The organism is Massilia sp. Leaf139 (genome assembly GCF_001424165.1).
Classification (GTDB): Bacteria; Pseudomonadota; Gammaproteobacteria; order Burkholderiales; family Burkholderiaceae_D; genus Telluria.
On record NZ_LMOJ01000001.1, the window covers coordinates 926,227 to 948,840 of the forward strand.

General features: G+C 65.6%; 18 protein-coding genes. 8 read left to right on the forward strand and 10 right to left on the reverse strand.

Going from position 1 to position 22,614, the window contains the following annotated elements:
* Nucleotides 1-192: 192 nt before the first annotated feature.
* Nucleotides 193-2,409, forward strand: a complete 2,217-nt coding sequence (locus ASF77_RS04115; RefSeq protein WP_056334771.1) for a molybdopterin-dependent oxidoreductase — start codon at nt 193-195, stop codon at nt 2,407-2,409.
* A gap of 46 nt (nt 2,410-2,455) precedes the next feature.
* Here ASF77_RS04115 and ASF77_RS04120 read toward each other — a convergent pair whose 3' ends face one another.
* The 7 genes from ASF77_RS04120 to ASF77_RS04150 form a co-directional block, all read right to left on the reverse strand.
* Nucleotides 2,456-3,337 carry a bile acid:sodium symporter family protein gene (locus ASF77_RS04120; protein WP_056334774.1) on the reverse strand — a complete coding sequence of 294 codons (882 nt, stop codon included), beginning with the start codon at nt 3,335-3,337 and terminating at the stop codon, nt 2,456-2,458.
* A 33-nt stretch (nt 3,338-3,370) separates the two neighbouring features.
* Complete coding sequence (locus tag ASF77_RS04125) at nt 3,371-4,129, reverse strand: class II aldolase/adducin family protein (protein WP_056334777.1); 759 nt, start codon at nt 4,127-4,129, stop codon at nt 3,371-3,373.
* Between the two features lie 25 nt (nt 4,130-4,154).
* Nucleotides 4,155-4,745 carry an HD domain-containing protein gene (locus ASF77_RS04130; RefSeq protein ID WP_056334782.1) on the reverse strand — a complete coding sequence of 197 codons (591 nt, stop codon included), beginning with the start codon at nt 4,743-4,745 and terminating at the stop codon, nt 4,155-4,157.
* A 176-nt stretch (nt 4,746-4,921) separates the two neighbouring features.
* A complete protein-coding gene (locus tag ASF77_RS04135; protein ID WP_082493540.1) occupies nt 4,922-6,199 on the reverse strand; it encodes a sterol desaturase family protein in 1,278 nt (425 codons plus the stop codon).
* Between the two features lie 127 nt (nt 6,200-6,326).
* Nucleotides 6,327-7,535 (reverse strand): adenylosuccinate synthetase, encoded by a 1,209-nt coding sequence (locus tag ASF77_RS04140; RefSeq protein ID WP_056334785.1) that lies wholly within the window; start codon nt 7,533-7,535, stop codon nt 6,327-6,329.
* 2 nt (nt 7,536-7,537) lie between these two features.
* A complete protein-coding gene (locus ASF77_RS04145) occupies nt 7,538-8,452 on the reverse strand; it encodes a VWA domain-containing protein (RefSeq protein ID WP_056334788.1) in 915 nt (304 codons plus the stop codon).
* Between the two features lie 10 nt (nt 8,453-8,462).
* The gene (locus ASF77_RS04150) at nt 8,463-9,515 is read right to left on the reverse strand and encodes a hypothetical protein (protein WP_056334790.1); all 1,053 of its coding nucleotides are present in this window, start codon (nt 9,513-9,515) and stop codon (nt 8,463-8,465) included.
* A gap of 147 nt (nt 9,516-9,662) precedes the next feature.
* On the opposite strand from ASF77_RS04150, the gene ASF77_RS04155 reads away from it, so the two are divergent.
* The 6 genes from ASF77_RS04155 (at nt 9,663) to ASF77_RS04180 (ending at nt 19,231) form a co-directional block, all read left to right on the forward strand.
* The gene (locus tag ASF77_RS04155) at nt 9,663-10,331 is read left to right on the forward strand and encodes an NUDIX domain-containing protein (RefSeq protein ID WP_056334792.1); all 669 of its coding nucleotides are present in this window, start codon (nt 9,663-9,665) and stop codon (nt 10,329-10,331) included.
* Between the two features lie 128 nt (nt 10,332-10,459).
* Entirely contained in the window at nt 10,460-12,655 is a 2,196-nt protein-coding gene (locus ASF77_RS04160; RefSeq protein WP_056334797.1) for an OsmC domain/YcaO domain-containing protein, read from the forward strand.
* Nucleotides 12,656-12,861: 206 nt separating this feature from the next.
* On the forward strand, nt 12,862-15,417 hold the full coding sequence (locus ASF77_RS04165; protein WP_082493541.1) for a prolyl oligopeptidase family serine peptidase: 2,556 nt from the start codon (nt 12,862-12,864) through the stop codon (nt 15,415-15,417).
* Between the two features lie 177 nt (nt 15,418-15,594).
* Nucleotides 15,595-16,278 (forward strand): SOS response-associated peptidase, encoded by a 684-nt coding sequence (locus tag ASF77_RS04170; protein WP_056334800.1) that lies wholly within the window; start codon nt 15,595-15,597, stop codon nt 16,276-16,278.
* A 33-nt stretch (nt 16,279-16,311) separates the two neighbouring features.
* A complete protein-coding gene (locus tag ASF77_RS04175) occupies nt 16,312-17,631 on the forward strand; it encodes a VWA domain-containing protein (RefSeq protein ID WP_056334803.1) in 1,320 nt (439 codons plus the stop codon).
* Nucleotides 17,632-17,785: 154 nt separating this feature from the next.
* Nucleotides 17,786-19,231 (forward strand): NAD-dependent succinate-semialdehyde dehydrogenase, encoded by a 1,446-nt coding sequence (locus ASF77_RS04180; RefSeq protein ID WP_056334808.1) that lies wholly within the window; start codon nt 17,786-17,788, stop codon nt 19,229-19,231.
* 21 nt (nt 19,232-19,252) lie between these two features.
* Here the strand turns inward: ASF77_RS04180 and ASF77_RS04185 are convergent, their stop codons facing one another.
* The 3 genes from ASF77_RS04185 to ASF77_RS04195 all read right to left on the reverse strand — a co-directional run bounded on the left by ASF77_RS04185 (nt 19,253) and on the right by ASF77_RS04195 (nt 22,103).
* Entirely contained in the window at nt 19,253-19,819 is a 567-nt protein-coding gene (locus ASF77_RS04185) for a gamma carbonic anhydrase family protein (protein ID WP_056334810.1), read from the reverse strand.
* 74 nt (nt 19,820-19,893) lie between these two features.
* Nucleotides 19,894-20,703 (reverse strand): ethanolamine ammonia-lyase subunit EutC, encoded by an 810-nt coding sequence (eutC, locus tag ASF77_RS04190; protein WP_056334813.1) that lies wholly within the window; start codon nt 20,701-20,703, stop codon nt 19,894-19,896.
* Between the two features lie 11 nt (nt 20,704-20,714).
* On the reverse strand, nt 20,715-22,103 hold the full coding sequence (locus ASF77_RS04195) for an ethanolamine ammonia-lyase subunit EutB (RefSeq protein ID WP_056334815.1): 1,389 nt from the start codon (nt 22,101-22,103) through the stop codon (nt 20,715-20,717).
* A 270-nt stretch (nt 22,104-22,373) separates the two neighbouring features.
* Between ASF77_RS04195 and ASF77_RS04200 the strand changes: the two genes are divergently transcribed.
* A complete protein-coding gene (locus tag ASF77_RS04200; protein WP_056334817.1) occupies nt 22,374-22,571 on the forward strand; it encodes a hypothetical protein in 198 nt (65 codons plus the stop codon).
* Nucleotides 22,572-22,614 lie beyond the last annotated feature (43 nt).

The following is a 22,614-nucleotide window of genomic DNA, read 5'->3' on the forward strand; positions in this document are numbered from 1 at the left end:
CGGGCCGCGCACGATAGGCTAAAATCGTTTCAATCGCAACGATTTGTAAGACTGCGTGCATGTACCGTAAAAGGGTGGCACGCCTACGTTCTCGCAGCGGAACATGCCGACCGTCCTGGCCTGCTTGACAGCCGTCTCCTCCCTGACTCAGAATCGTACGAACGTTCGATTTTTCCTTCCTCAGGGATCGCCATGACAGCTTCGACCGCAATTGCCCACCGCATCTGCCCCTTCTGCGAAGCCAGTTGCGGCCTCGAACTGGACGTGGAAGCGGGCCGCGTCGTCCGCATCCGCGGCGATCAGGATGACGTCTTCTCGAAAGGCTTCCTCTGTCCCAAGGCCATCGGCCTGAAGGATCTGCACGACGACCCCGACCGCCTGCGTGTGCCCCTCATCAAGCGCGACGGCAAGTTCGTCGAAGCCAGCTGGAGCGAAGCCTATGCGGAGATCGCGCGGCGCCTGCCGCCGATCATCGCGGCCGGTGGGCCGGACGCGGTGGCGACGGTGCTGGGCAATCCGGTCTCGCACAAGATGAGCCTGATGCTCTACTTCCCGCGCCTGGCCCGGGCGCTGGGCACCCGCAACATGTTCTCGGCGTCGAGCGTGGATCAGGTGCCGAAAATGCTCTCCGTTGGACTCATGTTCGGCAGCTGGCTGTCGGTGCCCGTGCCCGATATCGAACGCTGCGATTTTCTGCTGATATTGGGCGGCAATCCGATGGTCTCCAATGGCAGCCTGTGGACGGTGCCGGACTTCCGCGGCAAGGCCAGGTCGCTGCGGGCGCGCGGCGGCAAGATGGTCGTGGTCGATCCTCGCCGTACCGAGACGGCCGATGTCGCCGATGCCCACCATTTCATCCGTCCCGGCGCCGATGTCTTCTTCCTGCTCGGGATGGCGCACACGCTGTTCGACGAAGGCCTGGTGCGCCCGGGCCGGCTGGCCGCGCACTGCAACGGGTTCGAAGCACTTGCCGCGGCGGTGCGGGACTACGCGCCCGAGCGCGTCGCGGCGCGCTGCGGCATCGATGCGGCTACCATCCGCGGCCTGGCCCGCACGCTCGCCGCGACGCCGCGCGCCGCCATCTACGGCCGCATCGGCACCTGCACCCAGGAGTATGGCACCCTGTGCTCGTGGCTGATCGATGTGCTCAACGTCCTGACCGGCCACCTGGACGAGGAGGGTGGCGCCATGTTCCCCAAGGCCGCGGCCTTCGCCGCGAACACGCGCGGCAAGCCGGGCGTCGGGCGCGGGGTCGTCAGCGGCCGCCATCGCTCGCGCGTATCGGGCGCGGTGGAGGTGGCGGGCGAGCTGCCGATCACCTGCCTGGCCGAGGAAATCGACACGCCCGGCCCGGGACAGATCAAGGCCCTGATCGCGATTGCCGGCAATCCGGTGCTATCAAGCCCCAACGGCCCGCGCCTGGCCGCCGCCCTGGACAAGCTGGAGTTCATGGTCAGCCTCGACATCTACCTCAACGAGACCTCGCGCCACGCCGACGTGATCCTGCCGGGGCCGTCGCCGCTGGAGGACGCGCACTACGACGTCACCTTCACCCAGTTCTCGCACCGTAATCACGCGCGCTACAGCCCGCCGGTGCTGGCGCGCCAGCCGGATATGCCCGATGAGTGGGAGAGCCTGCTGCGTATCGCCGCGATCGCACAGGGGAAGGGGGTTGGAGCCGACATCGCGGCCTTCGACGACGCCCTCCTGGCGCAGGAACTGGACAAGGGTTTCGGAGCGGCTGCTCCGCAGATAATGACGGCGCTGGCGCCGCAGCGCGGGCCGGAACGCATGCTCGACCTGGCGCTGCGCACCGGCCCTTACGGCGACGGCTTTGGCCAGGCGCCGGGCGGGCTGACGCTGGAGAAGATTCGGCAGGCGCCGTCCGGGATCGACCTGGGGCCGATGACGCAGCGGATTCCAGAAGCCTTGCGTACGCCCTCCGGCAAGATCGAACTGGCCCCGGCCATGCTGCTCGACGACCTGGAAAGGGTGGCGGCCGACCTCGCCGCGCCCGCACCGGATCTCGTGATCGTCGGCAGGCGCCAGCTACGCTCGAACAACAGCTGGATGCACAACCTGCCAGTGCTGGCCAAGGGCGCCTACCGTTGCACGGCGCTGGTGCATCCGCTCGACGCCGCCCGTCTCGGCCTGGCCGACGGCGGCATGGCGCAGCTGCGTAACGGCGCGCGCCGCATCGAGGTGCAGGTGGAAGTGAGCGACGAGATGATGCCCGGGGTGGTCAGCCTGCCGCATGGCTGGGGCCATGACCTCGAGGGCATCCGGCTGGGCGTAGCGGCCGAACGGCCGGGGGTTAACCTGAACGCGCTGCTGGACGAGAATCTGCGCGATCCTTTGTCGGGGAACGCGGTGCTGTCGGGCGTGCCGGTCGAAATGGCGCCTTTGTAGTACTTGTAGCGTGGGCGGGAAACCCGCCCACGCTACGGGTCATTCGTCAGGCCCGGGCCGCAACCGCAGCCGGCTGCCTCCCCAACACCAAGAATCCGAAAGCCGTCGCCAGCACATACATGCTGACCGAGTAGATCGCCGCCGGCACCATCAGCTGGAAGTCGCCGAGCACCGACACCGCCACAAAAATCGCCAGCGTCGAATTATGGATGCCGATCTCGTAGCCGATCGCGATCGCATTCGGCTTGTCCAGTCCCATCATGCGCGGCACGTAGTAGCCCAGTCCCAGGCTCAGCGCGTTGAAGGCGATGACGGCCAGGCCGATCGACGCGAACGAGCCGGTCAGCGCCGTCCACTCCTTGGCGATGGCGATCAGCGCCAGCGCGGCCAGCACCACCATCGAGAAGCGCTTCATCGGCGTTTCGGCGCGGGCGGCAAAGGCGGGCGCGCGGCTTTTCACGAACATGCCGATCAAGACCGGCACTAGCACGATGCCGATCACCTCGATCACCTTCCCTGTCTGCATCGGCACGACCTGGCCCGTCTTGGCGAAGGTATTGATCGCGAAGTTGCCGATCAGGGGCAGGCTGACGATCGACAGCACCGTGTTGATGGCGGTGAGCGAGATGTTCATCGCGACGTTACCGCCGAACAGATGGCTGTATAAATTCGCCGAAACGCCGCCCGGCGAGGCGGCGAGCAGCATCAGGCCGACGGCATAGACCGGCGATACGTCGAACGCCAGGATCAGGCCATAGCAGATCGCGGGCAGCACCAAGGCCTGCAGCACGAGCGCCAGCACCACCGGTTTCGGGTGGCCGAGCAGGCGACGAAAGTCGCCGACGGTGAGCGACAGGCCCAGGCCGAACATGATCAGGGCGAGGGCGCCGATCAAGAGGGTCGGCAGCAGCGTAATGAAGTCGTTCATTGATGTCTCCTTGTTGTTGTAGTGGGTGACCGCTCAGGTGCGATAGCTCTCGTCGACGCGATCGAGCTTGCGGATCAGGGCAGGCCACGCGAACGCGCCGCCTTGTCCCGAGGTCTGGGCCCGCATCGATTCAGCAGTGCTGCCAAGGATCTCCGTTGGAATCATCAGCAGCTCGCCGCCGCCCGCCTGCGCGGCCAGTTGGATCTGGCAGGCGGTCTCGAAAATGTACATCGAGAGAAAGGCGTCCGCGATGCTGGGGCCGACCGTCAGCATGCCGTGGTTGCGCAGCATGAGGAAGTGGGCCCTGCCCAGGTCGTCCTGCAGCCGCGGCTTTTCCGCATCGTGCAGCGCCACGCCTTCGTAGTCGTGATAGGCCAGCGAGGCGAGCACGAACATCGATTGCTGCGAGATCGGCAGCACGCCATTCCGTTGGGCGCTGACCGCCACCCCGGCGCGGGTATGGGTGTGGATCACGCAGGCCGCGTCATCGCGCACGGCGTGGATGGCGCTGTGGATGACGAAACCGGCGCGGTTGACCGGCAAGGCCGACTCGGACAGCTTGTTGCCGTCCTGGTCGACCTTGATCAGCGACGAGGCGGTGATCTCGTCGAACATCATGCCGTAGGGGTTGATCAGGAAGTGATGCTCAGGCCCGGGAATCCGGGCGCTGATGTGCGTGAAGATCAAGTCCGTCCAGCCGTACATCGCGACGAGCCGGTAACAGGCGGCCAGGTCGCAGCGCAGTTGCCATTCGTCGGCGCTGACCTGGTCTTTCATGGAAGGGATGTGCATGGCGGGTTCCTCCGGCGAGTTGAGTTCAGGCGGTTTGTGCGGCAGGTTTGGCGGCGCTATAAATACTGCGGCGCGGCCTTTCGAACACACGGCGCACCATCGGCTCGAATTCGGCGAGCGGCAGCGTTTCGCCTGCCTGGTTGAATGCCGGCGCATCGTACAGGTCGCAGAATTCGGCGGTGATGTCGTAAAACGCATGGCCCGCGAACTGCTCGCGCATTTCGCGATCCAGGCCCAGGTGATGAAAGAAGTGATAGCCCTGGAATATGCCGTGGTTCTGCACCATCCAGTGATTGGCGTCGCTCACGAAGGGTTTGAGGATGGCCGCCGCGATATCGGGGTGATTGAAGCTGCCCAGCGTGTCGCCGATATCGTGCAGCAGGGCGCACACCACATATTCCTCGTCCCGCCCGTCCTTCAATGCCAGGGTCGCGGTTTGCAGCGAATGCGTGTAGCGGTCGACCGGAAAGCCGCCGTAGTCGCCCTCGAGGATTTTCAGGTGCGCCAGAATGCGGTCGGGCAGGGCTTTGGCATAGGGCGCGAATTCCTGGCCGATCAGCTGCCAGTCGTCGCGGGTGCTGTCCTTCATATTGCTGAAACTTGCACGCGTGTTCATCGTCGTCTCCTGTTCTTTTTTCTAGGAAGAACCGCTGGGGTTCGATGACGATGGTATGACAAGACGCGCTGTCAGATTAAAATTTTTTTATTGCAGAGGCGTTTGATACCAATACAGAGGCCGAGCAAATAAAAAAGCTCGCCTTGGCGAGCTTTGCAAGTAAACCGGCTGCGGGTTCAGCTGACGTGCTCGGCAGGCTTCTGTTCTTCCTCTGCCATTTGCATGGCATCCGGAGTCTGGAGCACGGTTTTCGTTTGCAGCTTCTCGAACGGATACGCCTGCTGTTTCAAATACCCATCCGGTATCTTGCTACCGACCACCCCATAAGTCTTCGGAAACCGCTGATCCGTCTTCACTGCAGTGCCGAACAGGTAATCGATGAAGGCAAAATGGGCTGCGTAGTTTTTGTTGATAGCTACCTTTTCGCTGCTGTGGTGCCAATGGTGAAAATCAGGCGTCACGATCAGGTATTTCAACGGGCCCCAGGGGATGTGCACGTTGGCGTGGTTGAACACGGCCTGGAAACCGACGATGACGATATACATGTCGACGACGCTCTTGTCGAAACCGAGCAGGAACAGCGGCGTGAGAACGCCGATCCGGGTAACGATGATCTCCAGCATGTGCAGCCTGGAGCCGGCCAGCCAGTCCAGGGTATTCACGCTGTGGTGGACGGAATGGACTTTCCACAGCCAGGGCACTTCGTGGTAAGCCCGGTGCACGGCATATTCGGCCAGGTCGGCAACGAGCAGGCATAGCAACAGCTGCGGCAGGAAGCCGATCGAGCTGATGAATTGCTGGAGTCCTTCCTCGCCGATCACGATGATTTGCGCGCGGTGGATGAAGAAGTTCACGATCAACAGCATCAAACCGACCAGCAAGTGATTCACGCCGAAATGGATGAGGTCTGTTTGCCATTCCTTGCGAAAAACCGGCTGGTTTTTATACAGCGGGAACAGCTTTTCGAGAATTACGAAGACGGTGGTGGAGCCGAGCAGGTCGAGCACCAGCCAGTCCATTCCGAGATAGGGCGTGTGGTCGGGAAAATCGCCGACAGGGACTTTGGAGCCCCCCAGCGCAATCGTGATCAATACAAACGCAAACGCAAGGACGTTCACGTTACGGCGCCGGTTGAAAACGATATTGAAGAGCGACAGGGTGCCGGAAACCAGCAGGCCCGCGAAAAGCAGCGCGCGGCACCAGTCGACGTTATAGGCTTTGCGCAGTTCCGGTGTCATCAGATACTGCGGAAATAGAAATGCCAGCACGCCCATGAAACTCAGAAAGCCCAAGCTCAAGGCGATCACCGTCGTGATCATGCTTTTACCCGGTGTGAGTTCGCCGTCGGCATTGAGTAAGCCGGCGGCGTCGTCGACGATATCACCGACGCGGGGAATGAGCGCGGCAGTCGAGATGGACGTACTCGGCGCTGGATCGGGAGTCTGGTTCGACATAGGGATTAAAGTAAAGTGTTCAATCGGCAGAGCAGGCTACATTAGTTTCTTTTAGAAAACTAGCTCAGCGGAAACATCTTTGTTTTACGTCGAAGCGAACCGTGGTAATTAAGATAAAGCGGGAGTTCTAAACGGCTTCGGTGCGATTGACTGTTTCCCGACCCGGCCCCCAAGTCGTATATAAGGCACTGGCGCAAAGACGTCGCGCCAGGTGCGCGGCCATCGCCTCAGGCGCCGCAGCCTTCAACTCCCCATCCTCGAAATACGAAACGCTCGAACCAACCTGATCCAGACAGCTGATCGCGAGCTCCAGGCGCGCGGTGATGGCGGAATAAATCAACGCATCCCTGAAATCGGTGCGAATCGTCCGCTCCAACAAATCCAGATCCAGATGCGCAAACCGCAGCGCCCCCTGGAATTCGTTCGGCACGTTGGTCTCGTCCCGAATGCCCGCATACGGTCTGCCCGGCAGCTCCCGCGCCAGCGGCCCGGCGCCGTGCCGGGTGAGATAGGCGCGGCTGACGTACGTAACGTCAATCGCATCGATGCCGGCCTCCGCGGCGACCTCGAATGCGTTGCGGACGCCCGTATGCGAACGCGTCACATACGGAAAGGCGCCGCGTTCCTGGTCGAGCAGCAGGCCCTGGGCGCCCTCGAAGACGACCTGATCGTAATCCGCGAGCACGTCCGGCCGCGCTGCTTGGGTGGCGCGGCAGAACCGCATGGCGGCATGGGCGTAGCCCTGCATGGCAACGTCGCTGGCAAGCCACTCGGTCGCTTCGGTGTCGAGGGTATCGATGCCGAGTTGGGCCAGGCGCCGCGGCACATAGCTGCTGCGGATCGCGGCCAGGCGGTGCAGCAGGTAGCCGGCGCCCTGGCGCAGGTCGGCGACCGTCAGGGCGAACGCCGGATCGAGATTACGTTCGATGGTCTCGCCGAAGCCCATCCCGCAGCTGCCGTGGCGGCTATTGCCGCGGTGGCGCTCGGCGATCTGGTTGATCAGGATGTCGTACAGGGTCGATACGGGCGCGCGGTCGTCGACGAAGACTTGCGGTGGTGCCGGCAAGGTCGCGAGCTCCTTGAAGAACATCGTCGGATGGCAGACGAAATGGCGCGCCAGGTAGGTCGCGGCGCCGGCGAGGGCGCCGCTGCCGATGTGCGAGAACACGTGGCGCGTGCCGCCCGGCGTGGTGACGGTGTGGCCCGCCTGGGCGCCGCCGTTGAAGCGCACCACGATGCCCTTTGCGCCGGCGGGAGCCACGTGGTAGTCGGTCATCAGGCCCTTGCCTTCGTCGCCGTAGTTGGCGCCGATGACGGCTTTCGCGGTGCGCGCCATGGCTAGAACCTCACCAGGCCGAGGAGCGACTGAATGCGGCTGGCCGGCAGCGACCCAAGTGCATGCGCGACCACGACCGAGGTGTCGCCCGACCAGCTCTTCGCCACCGTCTCGCGGTCGCGGCCCTCGTTGACTTCGATCGCCGAAACGACCACCTCGGCCAGCCTGCGGTAGTCCTTCAAGCGCAGCACGCGCTGGCCGAGCAGGGCGTTCCACTTCTTCAGCACGCGCGGCAGGTGCGCGCGCGCGTGGTTGCCTTCCTCGACCACGACATGGAAGACGTGGTACATGCGCGAGACCAGCGTCAGCAGCTCCTGCGCCGACAGGTCGCGCTGCAGCGAGTCGCCGAAGATCGCCTTGGCATGCGCGGCCAGCAGTTCTTCCGGCGGTTCCTCGTCGCCGACGGTGAACAGGTAGCCCTTCCTGTTGCGCTTCTCGAAGCAGTCGATCTGCGTGTGCTGCGCGGCGAAATACCAGGGCAGGTGATAGCCCTCGTGGCTGTTGCCGCCGCCGCCTTTCTCAAGCCAGATCATCTTGAGCTGGTCGGCGATGCGGATGTCGGCCTCGAACTGCGTCGCCTGCAGCGGCGCTTCGTCGTAATAGGAATCGCCGATGCCGCAGGCGAGGATGTGCGGATCGGATACCGGCTGCCGCTTGAGGATCTCTTCGACCAGCGTGCCCAGCCCCTCGCGCGCCATCGCATCGGCAATCATCCCCATCGAGCCGGTGACGTCCAGCGCGATGATGATCGCATTCGAATTCGGATTGACGAGCGAGTCGCGCGACTCGCGCAGCATCCCGTACGGATTCAGGCTCGGATGCATGCCCGAGGACGTGAAGATGTCCTCGGTGCGCTTGCCCGCCGTGGCCTTCGAGGCGCGTTTCCAGTCGTCCGCATCCCAACGTGCTCCACCCATGATGTTCTCCTTAACGATACAGATCGCTTTGTGTGAGCGGCAGTTCGGCGAAGCGACGTGCGCCGAAACTGTCGTGCAGAACCTGGGTTCGCCAGATCCGGTATTCCTCGATGGGGTCGCCGGATGCGGGCAGGCGCAGCCAGTCGACCATGGCCTGCCTGGCGGTGTGCTCCCGTCCCAGGCGCGTGCCGCCGATGTCCCCCAGCAGTTCGCGACCTAGCGCGCGCACCAGTTCCAGGTCGGTGCGGATGTCGGCCCGTTTGGTGGCCAGCAGCTGGTGCGGCGCCCAGTCGAGGGTGCGTGCCGGCGCCGCCGCCATGCGCTCGCCGCTGCGGGCCGCGTACCACCAGCCGCCCAGGACGGACACGCTGTGTTCCTCCGGCGAGATGAAACAGGTATCGGGCGAGAGCGCGTTGTGCGTGACGCCCGCATAGTCGAAGTAGCAGCACAGGTTGAGGAGCGCGCTGACGATCCAGGCGACGTGGCGCGGATCCATGCGTCCGTCGAAGTGGTCGAGCACGTCGCGCAGCAGCAGCAGATCCGAGCGCTTGCGCATGACGATGACGTACGCATTTGTGGTCTCGAACGCAGCGGCGAAGGGGAAGGGCGGCAGGTGGCGGGCGATCTGTTCGCGCATGCCGTCGTCGGCATAAGCAAAACCCTTGATGACGCGCTCCGCGTTGTCGATCAGGTCGGCGTGCACGCGTTCGATCTCGAAGGCGACGACGCTGCCGGCCACATACATGGTGCCCAGTTCGAAGCGGTGCCGGCGCAGGTAGTTGATCTCGTAGGCCTTGCCGTCGCGGGCGGCGAATTGCAGGCTTCCCCGGCCGGGCCAGGCGCCGAGCGCGATCTTTTCTTCCGCCTTGCCGAGCATGCGCCCGATGTGCTGGAACACGGCCAGCGCGCTCGGGTCGCGGTTGCGATCCGGGTGCCAGCGCATCGCCAGCAGGCGGTAGGCCTTCTTGGCCTCGTCAAGGCCGCCCTTGAAGAGACGCTCGGGCCGGTCTTCGGGAATGGCAAGCAAGGCAGCGGCGGACAGCGTTGCGAAGTCGGTATTCATCCTGGTTCTCCCATCGATGCGAGCAGCTTAACATGTTTATCGTAAAATGCAACTAACAACAAACGAGCCGATCCAGCACTTTTGTCCTATGTGCAACGGCGACGCCGTATCGTATGATCCTGACGTTAATGGCAGCTGACTAAAATCATGAATCGATACGAAGATCCGCTGGCCCTGGTCGATGTGACGCTCTTCACCATCCAGGACGGGCGCCTGTCGCTGCTGCTCGCAACGCGCAAGAACGCGCAGGAGCCGTATTGCGGCGCCCTCGCGCTGCCGGGCGGCACCATCCATACCGACGAGGACGAGGACGCGCAGGATGCGGCCCGGCGCGTCGTGCGCACCAAACTCGGCATCGATCCGCCCTACCTGGAGCAGCTCTACACCTTCTCCGGCCGCACGCGCGACCCGCGCCGCTGGTCGCTGTCGGTCGCGTATTACTCGCTGGTGCCGGAGCAGGTGCTGGAAGAGACGCCCATCGAAGGGCTGGAATTCGTGCCGGCCGACGCGATTCCCGGTCTGCCCTTCGACCACAACGCCATCGCCGCCATGGCCATCGCGCGTCTGCGCAGCAAGTCGACCTATTCGTCGCTGCTGACCTTCCTGCTGCCGCCGGAATTTACGATTCCCGAACTGCACGCGGTGTACGAGCAGGTGACCGGCTCGACGACCAACATCGCCGCGTTCCGCAAGAAGGTGCTGGACGAAGGGATGATCGAGCCGACCGGCCAGCGCCGCAAGGGCGGGCAGCACCGGGCGCCGGATCTGTACCGGCGCAGGGGCACCGGCTTGCAGGAGCTGAAGCGGACGATCTAGCGCTTGGCTGGCGCGCGCCGCTGCCGTCGCCGCAGACACGGGGTGCGCCGATGTGAGACAATCGCGCGTCATGAAGCCCTGTCCCGACAGGGCTTCGTGTTTTGCACACTATTATTTGGATGTCTTCCATGGAAATCAAAGTCAACTTCCTCGACAAGCTGCGCCTCGAAGCCAAGTTCGACGACTTCACCGTCATCGCCGACCAGCCGATCCGCTACAAGGGCGACGGCTCGGCGCCGGGCCCCTTCGACTACTTCCTGGCTTCGTCGGCCCTGTGCGCGGCCTATTTCGTGAAGTTGTACTGCAATACCCGCGATATCCCGACCGAGAATATCCGCCTTTCGCAGAACAATATCGTCGACCCGGAAAACCGCTACAAGCAGATCTTCAAGATCCAGGTCGAGCTCCCGGCCGACATCTCGGACAAGGATCGCCAGGGCATCCTGCGCTCGATCGAACGCTGCACCGTCAAGAAGGTCGTGCAGGAAGGGCCGCAGTTCGTGATCGAAGAGGTCGCGAACCTCGACGCGGACGCCCAGGCCCTGCTGACCCTTCAGCCGGACGCCGGCGCGCAGACCTTCATCCCCGGCAAGGATCTGCCGCTGGAGCAGACCATCGCCAACATGTCGGCCAAGCTGGCCAGCTGGGGCATCAAGATCGAAATCGCTTCCTGGCGCAACATCGTGCCGAACGTGTGGTCGCTGCATATCCGCGACGCGCATTCGCCGATGTGCTTCACGAACGGGAAGGGCGCGACCAAGGAAAGCGCGCTGGCCTCGGCCCTGGGCGAATACATCGAGCGCCTGAACAACAACCACTTCTATGCCGGCGTGTTCTGGGGCGAGGACATCGCCGACGCGGACTTCGTGCATTATCCGAACGAGCGCTGGTTCAAGCCGGGACGCGGCGACAAGCTGCCGGCCGAGATCCTCGACGAGTACTGCCTGCCGATCTACGATCCGGACGGCGAGCTGCGCGGCTCGCACCTGGTCGACACCAACTCGGGCAACGCCAAGCGCGGCATCGTCTCGCTGCCCTTCGTGCGCGAGTCCGACGGCGCGACCGTGTACTTCCCATCGAACCTGGTCGAGAACCTGTACGCCAGTAACGGCATGAGCGCCGGGAACACGCTGGTCGAGGCCAAGGTGCAGTGCCTGTCCGAGATCTTCGAGCGCGCCGTGAAGCGCGAAATCCTGGAAGGCGAGCTCGCCTTGCCCGACGTGCCGCAAGAGGTGCTGGCGAAGTACCAGGGCATCGTGGCCGGCATCCAGGGCCTCGAAGAGCAGGGCTTCCCGGTACTGGTAAAAGACGCCTCGCTGGGCGGCTTGTATCCGGTGATGTGCGTCACCCTGATGAATCCGCGTACCGGCGGCGTCTTCGCCTCGTTCGGCGCGCACCCGAGCTTCGAAGTCGCACTGGAACGCAGCCTGACCGAACTGCTGCAGGGGCGCAGCTTCGAAGGCCTGAACGATTTGCCGCAGCCGACCTTCGCCAGCGAGGCCGTGACCGAGCCGTACAACTTCGTCGAGCACTTCATCGATTCCAGCGGCGTGGTGTCGTGGCGCTTCTTCAGCGCCAAGTCCGACTACGATTTCGTCGAATGGGATTTCTCGGGCGAGGGCAAGGATTCGAACGCCCAGGAAGCCGCGACCCTGCTCGGCATCCTGGAAGAGATGGGCAAGGAGGTCTATACGGCGGTCTACGACGACCTCGGTGCGGTCGCCTGCCGAATCCTGGTGCCGGGTTACTCGGAAATCTACCCGGTCGAAGACCTGGTCTGGGACAACACGAACAAATCGCTGCTCTTCCGCGAAGACATCCTGAACCTGCACCGCCTCGACGACGACCAATTGGCCGCGCTGCTCGACCGCCTCGAGAACAACGAGCTCGACGAGCATTCCGACATCGCCAGCCTGATCGGCATCGAGTTCGACGAGAACACGGAGTGGGGCCAGCTCAGCGTGCTCGAACTGAAGCTGCTGATCCACCTCGCGCTGGAACAGTTCGAAGACGCGCACGACCTGGTCGGCGCCTTCCTGCAGTACAACGACAATACCGTCGAGCGCCGCCTGTTCTACCAGGCGCTGAACGTGGTGCTGGAGGTGGTGCTCGACGACGAGCTGGAGCTTAGCGATTATGTCCACAACTTCCGCCGCATGTACGGCGACGCGCGCATGGATGCCGCGCTCGGCTCGGTCGACGGCAGCGTGCGCTTCTTCGGCCTGACGCCGACCAGCATGAAGCTCGAAGGGCTCGATCGCCATCACCGCCTGATCGACAGCTACCGCAAGCTGCATGCGGCGCGGGCGAAGGCGGCTCGTTGACCTGAGGTCGTGGCGCGTGGACGGCGGAGCCGTCCACCCTACGAACCGCTGCGGCCTGCTCCTTGCGTCATCCGTAAAGAGTTTTGTATCGTAAGTTTTCCAGCCCCCGTTTGATGTTGCTATGGAAATAGTTGTATGGCAATGTCAGGCATCACGCGTGGGGTGTTGCCTCTCCGTGGTCACATCATTCAAACGACGGAGAAGATATGCAGCAGAAGCACCTGTTATCCGGCCTGGTCAGCGCCGCGCTCGCCGCCGGCCTGGCGTCCACCGCGGTCGCCGCACCCAAGGCAGCCACCCCTGCAAATGCGCCTGCCGGCGCCCCCGCTACCAGCGTCTACAACCAGCCGCCGAAGGAAATCCTCGATGTGATGCGCGCCCCGGCCTCGCCGTCGCCGTCGCTGAGCCCGACCCGCGACAAGCTGATGCTGGTGACGATGGAGGACTATCCGTCGATCGCCAAGGTGGCCACGCCCTTCCTGCGCCTGGCCGGCGTGCGTATCGAGCCGGGCAACCACAGCCAGCACGACACCCCGGGCGGCTACGGCATTCCGCCCTGCGTGAGCGCGATCGACCTGGTGCAGGTCGCCGACGGCAAGCAGACTGCGGTGAAACTGCCGGCCGGGGCCTGCCCGCGCCGCCCGGTCTGGAGCGCCGACGGCCAGCGCTTCGCCTTCGAGAACATCACGACCAGCGCCGTCGAACTCTGGGTCGGCGACGCCAAGACCGGCGCCGTGCGCCGCCTGCCGGGTGTGCGCCTGAACCAGATGTTCGGCGACCAGATGCAGTGGATGCCCGATCAAAAAAGCCTGCTGGTCAAGCTGGTGCACGCGCAAAAGGCGCCGCCGGCCGCGCCGCCGGGTTCGGACGGTCCCGGCATCCAGGAATCCCTGGGCGCCACCGGCACCAGCAGCACCTATGAAAACCGCGACACCCTGCGCAACCGCCACGACGAAGCGCTGTTCGAGCATTACGGCACCTCGCAGCTGGCGCTGGTCGATGCCGCCACCGGCAAGATCACCTCGGTCGGCAAGCCCGGCCTGTACGAGGAACTCACCGTGGCGCCCGATGGCCGCCATGCGGTCGTGACCGAGATCCGTCCGCCGTACTCGTACGTGACCACCTTCGACCGCTTCCCGAAACAGATCGGCCTGTGGGATCTGGCCGCGCGCGGCGCCAAGGGCGCCAATCCGGTCGTGCGCGAATTGGCATCGCTGCCGCTGGCCGACCGCGTGCCGAACCGCGGCGTGCCGGTCGGCCCGCGCAACTTCAGCTGGCGTCCGACGGATGCGGCGACCCTGGTCTGGGCCGAAGCGCTCGACGGCGGCGACCCGAAGGTGCAGGCGGCCGAACGCGACAAGCTGATGATGTTGAAGGCCCCGTTCAACGCGGCGCCGAAGGAAATCACCCGCACCCAGCAGCGCTACGCGGGCCTGAACTGGAGCGAGCAGCCCGGAGTGGCCCTGCTGTCCGACTACGACGTCAACCGCAAATGGCGCCGCACCTGGCAGATCAACGTCGACGACGCGCAGAATTCGCGCCGACTGCTGTGGGACATGTCGAGCGACGAGAAGTACGCCGATCCGGGCGCGCCGGTGCGCCGCCAGCTGGCCAACGGCTTCTCGGTCATCCGCGTCGACGGCGACACGATGTTCATGTCCGGCGCCGGTTCCTCGCCGGCCGGCGATCGTCCCTTCCTCGACAAGTTCAACCTGAAGACGCAGGCAACGGAACGCCTGTTCCGCAGCAGCGCGAACGCGTACGAGTACTTCATCGGCTTCGCCAACAACGAACCGAACCGCCTGCTGACCTGGTACCAGTCGGCGGCGGAAACGCCGAACGCCTTCGTGCGCACGGTGGGTGCGGGCACGGCGGCCGAGAAGGGCGAGCCGGGCTATGCGTCCACGAGCGTGCAGCTCACGCGCCTGGTCGACCCGGTGCCCCAGGTACGCGAGATCAAGAAGCGCCTGGTGAAATACAAGCGCGCCGACGGCGTCGACCTGTCCTTCACCCTGTACACGCCGCCGGGCTACAAGGAAGGCACGCGCCTGCCGACCATCCTGAACGCCTATCCGCTCGACTACGCGGACGCCTCCAAGGCAGGGCAGACCACCGGTTCGCAGGCCACCTTCACCCGCCTGCGCCAGTACCGCCTGCTGCTGCTGTCGGGCTACGCGATCATCGACAGTGCCGCCTTCCCGATCGTGGGCGATCCGCGCAAGGCGTACGACACCTACACCGAGCAGCTGGTGGCCAACGCCAAGGCGGCGGTGGACGAAGCGGTGCGCCTGGGCGTGACCGATCCGGAGCGCGTCGGCGTGACGGGCCACAGCCATGGCGCGCTGATGACGGCGAACCTGCTGGCGCATTCGAACCTGTTCCGCGCCGGCGCGGCCACCAGCGGCTCGTACAACAAGTCGCTCACGCCGTTCGGCTTCCAGAACGAGCGGCGTTCGGTCTGGGAAGCGCCGGACGTCTACACCAAGGCCTCGACCTTCTTCTACGCCGACAAGCTCAAGACCCCGCTCCTGATCGTGCACGGCGGCGACGACGCCAACCCGGGCACCACGCCGCTGCAGTCGACCAAGCTGTACGAGGCGATCCGCGGCAACGGCGGCGTCACGCGCCTGGTGATGCTGCCCTACGAGCCGCACTGGTACGCGGCGCGCGAGTCGAACGAGCAGCTGGTGTACGAGATGCTGAACTGGTTCGACCGCTACGTGAAGAACGCGCCGACCGGCCAGAAGACGGCCAGCCGCTGATCCTGGGCGTTGCCCGGACAGGAAAGCCCGCTTCGGCGGGCTTTTTTTCGTCCTGCCGCCATCATCCAGTTCAAACGCGCCGTGGCATAATCGTCGTCCACGGCGCGGCGTGCGCGTTAACGTCCAGCGCGGCCCGCCTGCACGCCGTGCCCGGCGTTTTCTGACGGAGATTTCCCCATGTGCGTCAACTACCGCCCGCCCACCCCCGAGCAGTTCGGCACCCTTGGCGCCTTCAGCGACCTGCCGGCCGACTGGCGCTGGCCGGAAGAGACCTGGAAGGACTACTTGGCCCCGATCCTGCGCGCCGATGCGGATGGCCGTCCGGCCGCCTGCCTGGCGAGCTACGGCATGGTGCCGCGGCGCCGGATCCCGCCCGAGATCAAGCCCTTCGACACCATGAACGCGCGCGCCGAATCGCTCGGCGAGCGGCGCTCCTTCGCGCCCGCCTGGCGCCGCCTGCAGCTGTGCGCGGTGCCGATGGCCTGGTTTTTCGAGCCCTGCTACGAAAGCGGGCGCGCCGTGCGCCATGCGATCGGCATGCGCGACGAGTCGCTGTTTTATGTGGCCGGGCTGTGGCGCGAGTGGGCGGAGGAAGACGGCGGCACGCAGACCTCCTTCACCCAGATCACCATCAACGCCGACACGCACCCGCTGATGCGTCGCATGCACAAGCCCGACGACGAGAAGCGCTCGCTGGTGATCCTGCCGCAGGACGAGGTCGGCGACTGGCTGGCCTGCACCGACCTCGAACTGGCGCGCAGCTTCCTGCGCCACTATCCGGCTTCAGGCATGCGCGACTGGCCGGCGCCAGCGGCCGCGCGCAAGGCGGTGCCGGCATCATCGAACCTCGAGCTGTTCTGATCAACCGAGACGTCTTGTCCACATGGAGGATGCATGAAACAACTGTCGAGAGGAGAGCGGCTGCAGTTGGCCGGGTTCGCAGCGGATGGCGGTGTGCAGGCCGGCGTGTCGGCGCGGGGTGTGGCGCTCGACTTCGCCTGCTTTTCCCTCGATGGGCGGGGCAAGCTGTTCGGCGAGCCCTACATGACCTTCTTTAACCAGCCGGCCACGCCATGCGGCGGCGTGCGCAGCAGCGCCGTCGGCGGCGATGCGAACGGGTTCGCGTTCCAGCTCGGGCGGCTTCCGCAGGCCGTGGAACGGGTCGTGATCACGGCCAGCGTCGATGGCGCCGGCAGCCTGGCGCAACTGCAGGCGGGACACCTGCGTCTGGTGGCGCAGGATGGCGAGTTCGCCCGCTTCGATTTCACCGGGCGCGACTTCGCATCCGAACAGGCGGTGATGCTCGGCGAGTTCTACCGCAGGGACGGGGGATGGCGTTTCGCGGCGGTCGGCCAGGGCTTCGATGGCGGACTGGCGGCGCTGGTGACGCATTTCGGCGCCGACGTCGCCCAGACGCAAACGGCGCCGCCGGCGGCGAAGGCACCCGTCGTGAACCTCGAGAAGCGGGTCGAGCAGGCCGCACCGCAACTGGTCAGCCTGGTCAAGTCGGCGGGCGTGTCCCTGGCCAAGGCGGGACTCGCGGCGCACCGCGCCCGGGTGTGCCTGGTGCTCGACATCTCCGGCTCGATGAGCGGCTTGTACCACAAGGGTCTGGTGCAGCGTTTTGCAGAACGCATCCTGGCGCTCGGCTGCCAGTTCGACGACGATGGCGCCATCGACGTGTTCCTGTTCGGCCGCAACGTGCATCGCGGCGAGGCCATGGGCCTCGGCAACTGGTCGGGCTATGTCGCCGGCATGATCGCCCGCCATCCGCTCGAAGGCGACACCCGCTATGGCGCGGCGATGGAAGCGGTGCGGCGCCATTATTTTCCCGATGGCGGTGGCGGCGAGCGCAGCACGCCATGCAAGGCGGCGCTGCCGGTGTACGTCATGTTCGTCACCGACGGCGGCACCTCCGACCAGGCCTTTACCGAACGCCAGCTGCGCTGGGCCAGCCGCGAGCCGATCTTCTGGCAGTTCATGGGCATCGGCAAAGGCAGGAAATCGAAGAGCAAACGCCTCGCCAGCTTTGCCGACTCGGACTTTCCCTTCCTGGAAAAGCTCGACGATCTCGATGGCCGCCTGATCGACAACGCCGATTTCTTCTCGGTCGCCAGTCCGGACGAGCATTCCGACGCCGCGCTGTACGATCTGCTGATGACAGAGTATCCGGGCTGGGTCGCGCAGGCTACCCGGGCCGGCTTGATCGGCTGATAAGGACGCCGGCGCCGCTCTTCCCAGGCGCGGCCAGGATGGCCCGGCCGAAGGCGACCGCCGCCCTCAGCCCTGCCGCCATCATCCGGGGCGCTGCAAGGCCGTTGCAGTCGGGTTAAGATAGCTTTTTTCCAAACACAGGAATCCACCCGCCATGACCACGTCCAGCTACCCAGATACCCGCCTCCTGATCGCCAACGAGTGGCTCGACGCCACCGGCGGCAAGACGATCTCCGTGGTTAACCCGGCCACCGGCCAGCCGATCGGCACCGTCGCCCACGCGTCGATCGCCGACCTCGACCGCGCCCTGGCGGCGGCGCAGAAAGGCTTCGAGACCTGGCGCGCCGTGCCGGCGGCCGAGCGCGCCGCCCTGATGCGCCGCGCGGCGCAGCTGCTGCGCGAGCGCGCCGGCGACATCGCGCGCCTGCTGACCCAGGAGCAGGGCAAGCCGCTGGTGGAAGCCAAGGGCGAGGCAATGGCCGGCGCCGACATCATCGACTGGTTCGCGGCCGAAGGCATGCGCGTGTACGGCCGCATCGTCCCTTCGCGCAATCCGGCCGCGCAGCAGCTGGTACTGAAGGAACCGGTCGGCCCGGTTGCCGCCTTTACGCCATGGAACTTCCCGATCAACCAGATCGTGCGCAAGCTCGGCGCGGCGCTGGCCACCGGCTGCTCCTTCCTGTGCAAGGCGCCGGAAGAGACCCCCGCTTCGCCGGCCGCGCTGCTGCAGTGCTTCGTCGACGCCGGCCTGCCGCCGGGCGTCGTCGGCCTGGTGTTCGGCGATCCGGCCGAGATTTCCAGCTACCTGATCCCGCACCCGGTCATCCGCAAGGTCACCTTCACCGGCTCGACCCCGGTCGGCAAGCAGCTGGCCGCGCTGGCAGGCGCGCACATGAAGCGCGTGACGATGGAGCTGGGCGGCCATGCGCCGGTGATCGTGGCCGAGGACGCCGACGTGGCGCTGGCCGTCAAGGCGGCCGGCGGCGCGAAGTTCCGCAATGCCGGCCAGGTCTGCATCTCGCCGACCCGCTTCCTGGTGCATAACGCAGTCAAGGACGAGTTCACCCGCGCCTTCGTTGCGCATGCCGAGCGCCTGAAGCTGGGCAACGGCCTGGAAGAGGGCACCACCCTCGGCCCGCTGGCCAATGCGCGCCGCGTTACCGCCATGTCGAAAGTGGTGGAAGACGCCCAGGCCAGGGGCGCGACGCTCGCTTTCGGCGGCCAGCGCATTGGCGAGGCCGGCAACTTCTTCGCGCCGACCATCCTGGCCGACGTGCCGCTGGAAGCGAGCGTGTTCAACGACGAGCCCTTCGGCCCGGTCGCGGCGATCCGCGGCTTCGACAGCCTGGAGGACGCGATCCTCGAAGCCAACCGCCTGCCTTACGGCCTGGCCGGCTATGCCTTCACGCGCTCGATCAAGAACGCCCAGCTCCTGATGAACCGCATGGAGGTCGGCATGGTGTGGATCAACCAGCCGGCCACGCCGAGCGCCGAGATGCCCTTCGGCGGCATCAAGGATTCGGGCTACGGCACCGAGGGCGGCCCGGAGGCGATGGAAGGCTACCTCAACACCAAGGCGGTGTCGATGGTCGGGATCTGATCCGGCCGGAAAATAAGCCGTTCAGTCCGCGGGCAGCGCCACCCCCGGCGCTGCCTTCTCCGGCATCAGGTAATTGTTCTTGAGCCGGACGTAGTGCTCGGCCGAATAGCGCAGGTAGGCGATTTCCTCCGCCGTAAGGGCGCGCGCCTGCCGTGCCGGCCGTCCCATGTACAGGTAGCGGCTTTCCAGCACCTTGCCCGGCGCGACCAGGCTGCCGGCGCCGAGCATGACCCGGTCCTGCACGACCACGTCGTCCATCAGGATCGCGCCCATGCCGATCAGGCAATCGTTGCCGATGCTGCAGCCGTGCAGGATCACCCCGTGGCCGATGGTGACGTAATCGCCAATGATGAGCGGCGTGCCGTCCGGGTTCTGCTCGCGCCGGTGCGAGACATGGCCCATCGTGAAATCCTGGATGTTGGTGCAGCGCCCGACCTCGATGTGGTTGACGTCGCCGCGCAGGACGGCATTGCACCAGATCGAGCTGTCCTCGCCGATGCGCACGTCGCCGATCACCTGGGCCGACTCGTGTACGTAGGCGAGGGCGCCGATGGTGGGTACGAAACTCAGGTAGCTGCTGATGGACATGGCAAGCCTCCGCAGTAGTATGGCCCATTCTACGCATGCCTGCTCCCCTGGCCGCGCACCGCTGGGCAGCGCAATCACAACAGGAAGGCGCGTGCTCCATCGCCGTCCAGCGCTTTGACATCGTCCTCCATCTCGTCCTTGAGCTCGACGCCGGTGAGCCCGCGCCGGAAGCCCTCGCGCAGCAGGTAGTGCAGCTTGCGCGCCGCATCCAGCATGTTCAACCCGGCCGGCCGGATGTTCGATATGCAGTTGCGGCGCTCGTCGGTCAGTCCCACGCGCGGGGCCCAGGTGAGGTACAGGCCCATGCTGTCGGGCGAACTCAGGCCCGGCCGCTCGCCGATCAGCAGCGCCACCATCTTCGCGCCCAGCAATTCTCCGATCTCGTCGCCGATCGCCACGCGGCCCTGTTCGACAATGACGAGCGGCGCGACAAGCCACGGCTCCTGCGCCAGTTCCGCGCGCAGCGCCGCCAGCAGGGGCGCGGCATGCTGGCCGATGCCGAGGGCGCAGAGGCCGTCGGCCACCACGAGCGCCAGGTCGCAGGGAGATGAGGCCTCGGCACCGCGCGCCGCGAGCAGGGCGCGCGAGCGCTCGTCCAGCCTGCGGCCCAGGTCGGGCCGTTGCAGGTAGACATGGCGGTCGCTTGCCGCGCTGTGCAGCACCAGCGGCGGCTCGGCCGCCGGCCACACGGCCGCGAGATCCTCCGCCAAGCGCGCGCTGTCGAGCGCCGCATGAACCGCGTCGCGCGCCCGCGCGTGATCCATCTGGAAGTCGAGCTGGGCGCCGGTAGGCTGGCTGATCCCGGTATGGCCAAGGGCGATGCGGGCGGCCGTGAACTGGCGCAGCATCCGCCAGGGATCGCCATCGGTGCTGATGTCGGACATGATGGGCTCCTTCAGGTGAAAGACAGCGCGTGCCGGAACGGCAGCGGCACCGCGCCGCCCAGCGTCGCTTGCGCGTCGCCCGTGAAAATGCCGAGGCCGCGCAGCCAGGCCTCGAACTCCGGCGCCGGCCGCAACCCGAGCGCGCGGCGCGCATACAGGGCGTCGTGGAAGGAGGTGGTCTGGTAGTTCAGCATGATGTCGTCGGCGCCGGGCACGCCCATGACGAACGTGCAGCCGGCCGCGCCCAGCATCGTCAGCAGCACGTCCATGTCATCCTGGTCGGCCTCGGCGTGGTTGGTATAGCAGACGTCCACGCCCATCGGCAGGCCGAGCAGCTTGGCGCAGAAATGGTCTTCCAGGCCGGCGCGGACGATCTGTTTGCCGTCGTACAGGTATTCCGGCCCCATGAAGCCGACCACCGAATTGACCAGCAGCGGCTGGAAGGCGCGCGCCACCGCATAGGCGCGGGCCTCGCAGGTCTGCTGGTCGAGTCCGTGGTGGGTGTTGCTGGACAGGGCGCTGCCCTGGCCGGTCTCGAAATACATGAGGTTCTCGCCCACGGTGCCGCGCCCGAGCGAAATGGCAGCCGCCTGCGCCTCGCGCAGCAGAGCGAGGTCGATGCCGAAGCTGGCGTTCGCGGCCTGGGTGCCGGCGATCGACTGGAACACCAGGTCGACCGGCGCGCCGCGCTCGATCGCGGCCAGGGTGGTGGTCACGTGGGTGAGCACGCAGGACTGGGTGGGAATGGCATAGCGCGCGATGATCTCGTCGAGCATGCCGAGCAGTTTCACTACCTGCTGGACGTTGTCGGTGGCCGGATTGATGCCGATGACGGCGTCGCCGCTGCCGTGCATCAGGCCGTCGAACAGGCTGGCCGCGATGCCGGAGGTATCGTCGCGCGGGTGGTTCGGCTGCAGGCGGGTCGAGAGCGTGCCGGGCAGGCCGATGGTGCCGCGAAAGCGGGTGATCACGCGGCACTTGCGCGCGACCAGCACCAGATCCTGGATGCGCATGATCTTCGAGACGGCGGCCGCCATTTCCGGCGTGATGCCGGGCGCGACCTGCGCCAGGGTCGCCGCGTCTGCCGCATTGCCCAGCAGCCAGTCGCGCAGGCCGCCCACCGTCAGGTGCCGGATCGGCGCGAAGGCCGCGGCATCGTGGCTGTCCAGGATCAGGCGCGTGACTTCATCAAGCTCGTAGGGCACCACCGCCTCGTTGAGAAAGGTGGACAAGGGCAGGTCGGCCAGCGCCATCTGCGCCGCGACGCGTTCTTCAAGGCTGCCGGCCGCCACGCCGGCCAGGTGGTCGCCCGAACGCGCGGGCGTGGCCTTGGCCAGCAGTTCGCGCAGGCCGGCGAAGATGTATGTGCGACCGCCGACTCCATGGGTGATCCGGCTCATGGCTTGCGTCTCCTTATTGAAGGTCTGCGCGCTGCCTCGACATCGGAATCGATCCTGCCACAGTCGGGCACCATCTGTCAGCACCGGCATGGTTCAAGTGTGGCCGGCCGCGCCCAACAGAGTGGGCCGCGTTGTTGGCTGCAAGCCGACATTGCGTCCCGCGACCCAGTCCACGCGGGCATGCAGCGCCTGGCACGCTCCATGCAACGTTCATGGCGAGCGCCTTCGCAAGCTCATTTTTCATCATCCACCATATCGAGGAGCACGATCATGAACACCCTGGTTATCAAGGACTTGGCACACGAGAGCGGCGCCGCCCGCGCGCTGTCGCAGGAAGAAATGCAACAACTAAAAGGCGGGCGCGCGATTTCCGTGCTGGTCGACGGCCGCCCCGGCGGCGTGGTCGACGATTTCGACCTGCAGATGGCGATCTTCAAGGGCGACATCGGGGTCACGGTCGTCAACTAGCGCCAGGCGCATCGATACGGAAAGCCCACCTCGGTGGGCTTTT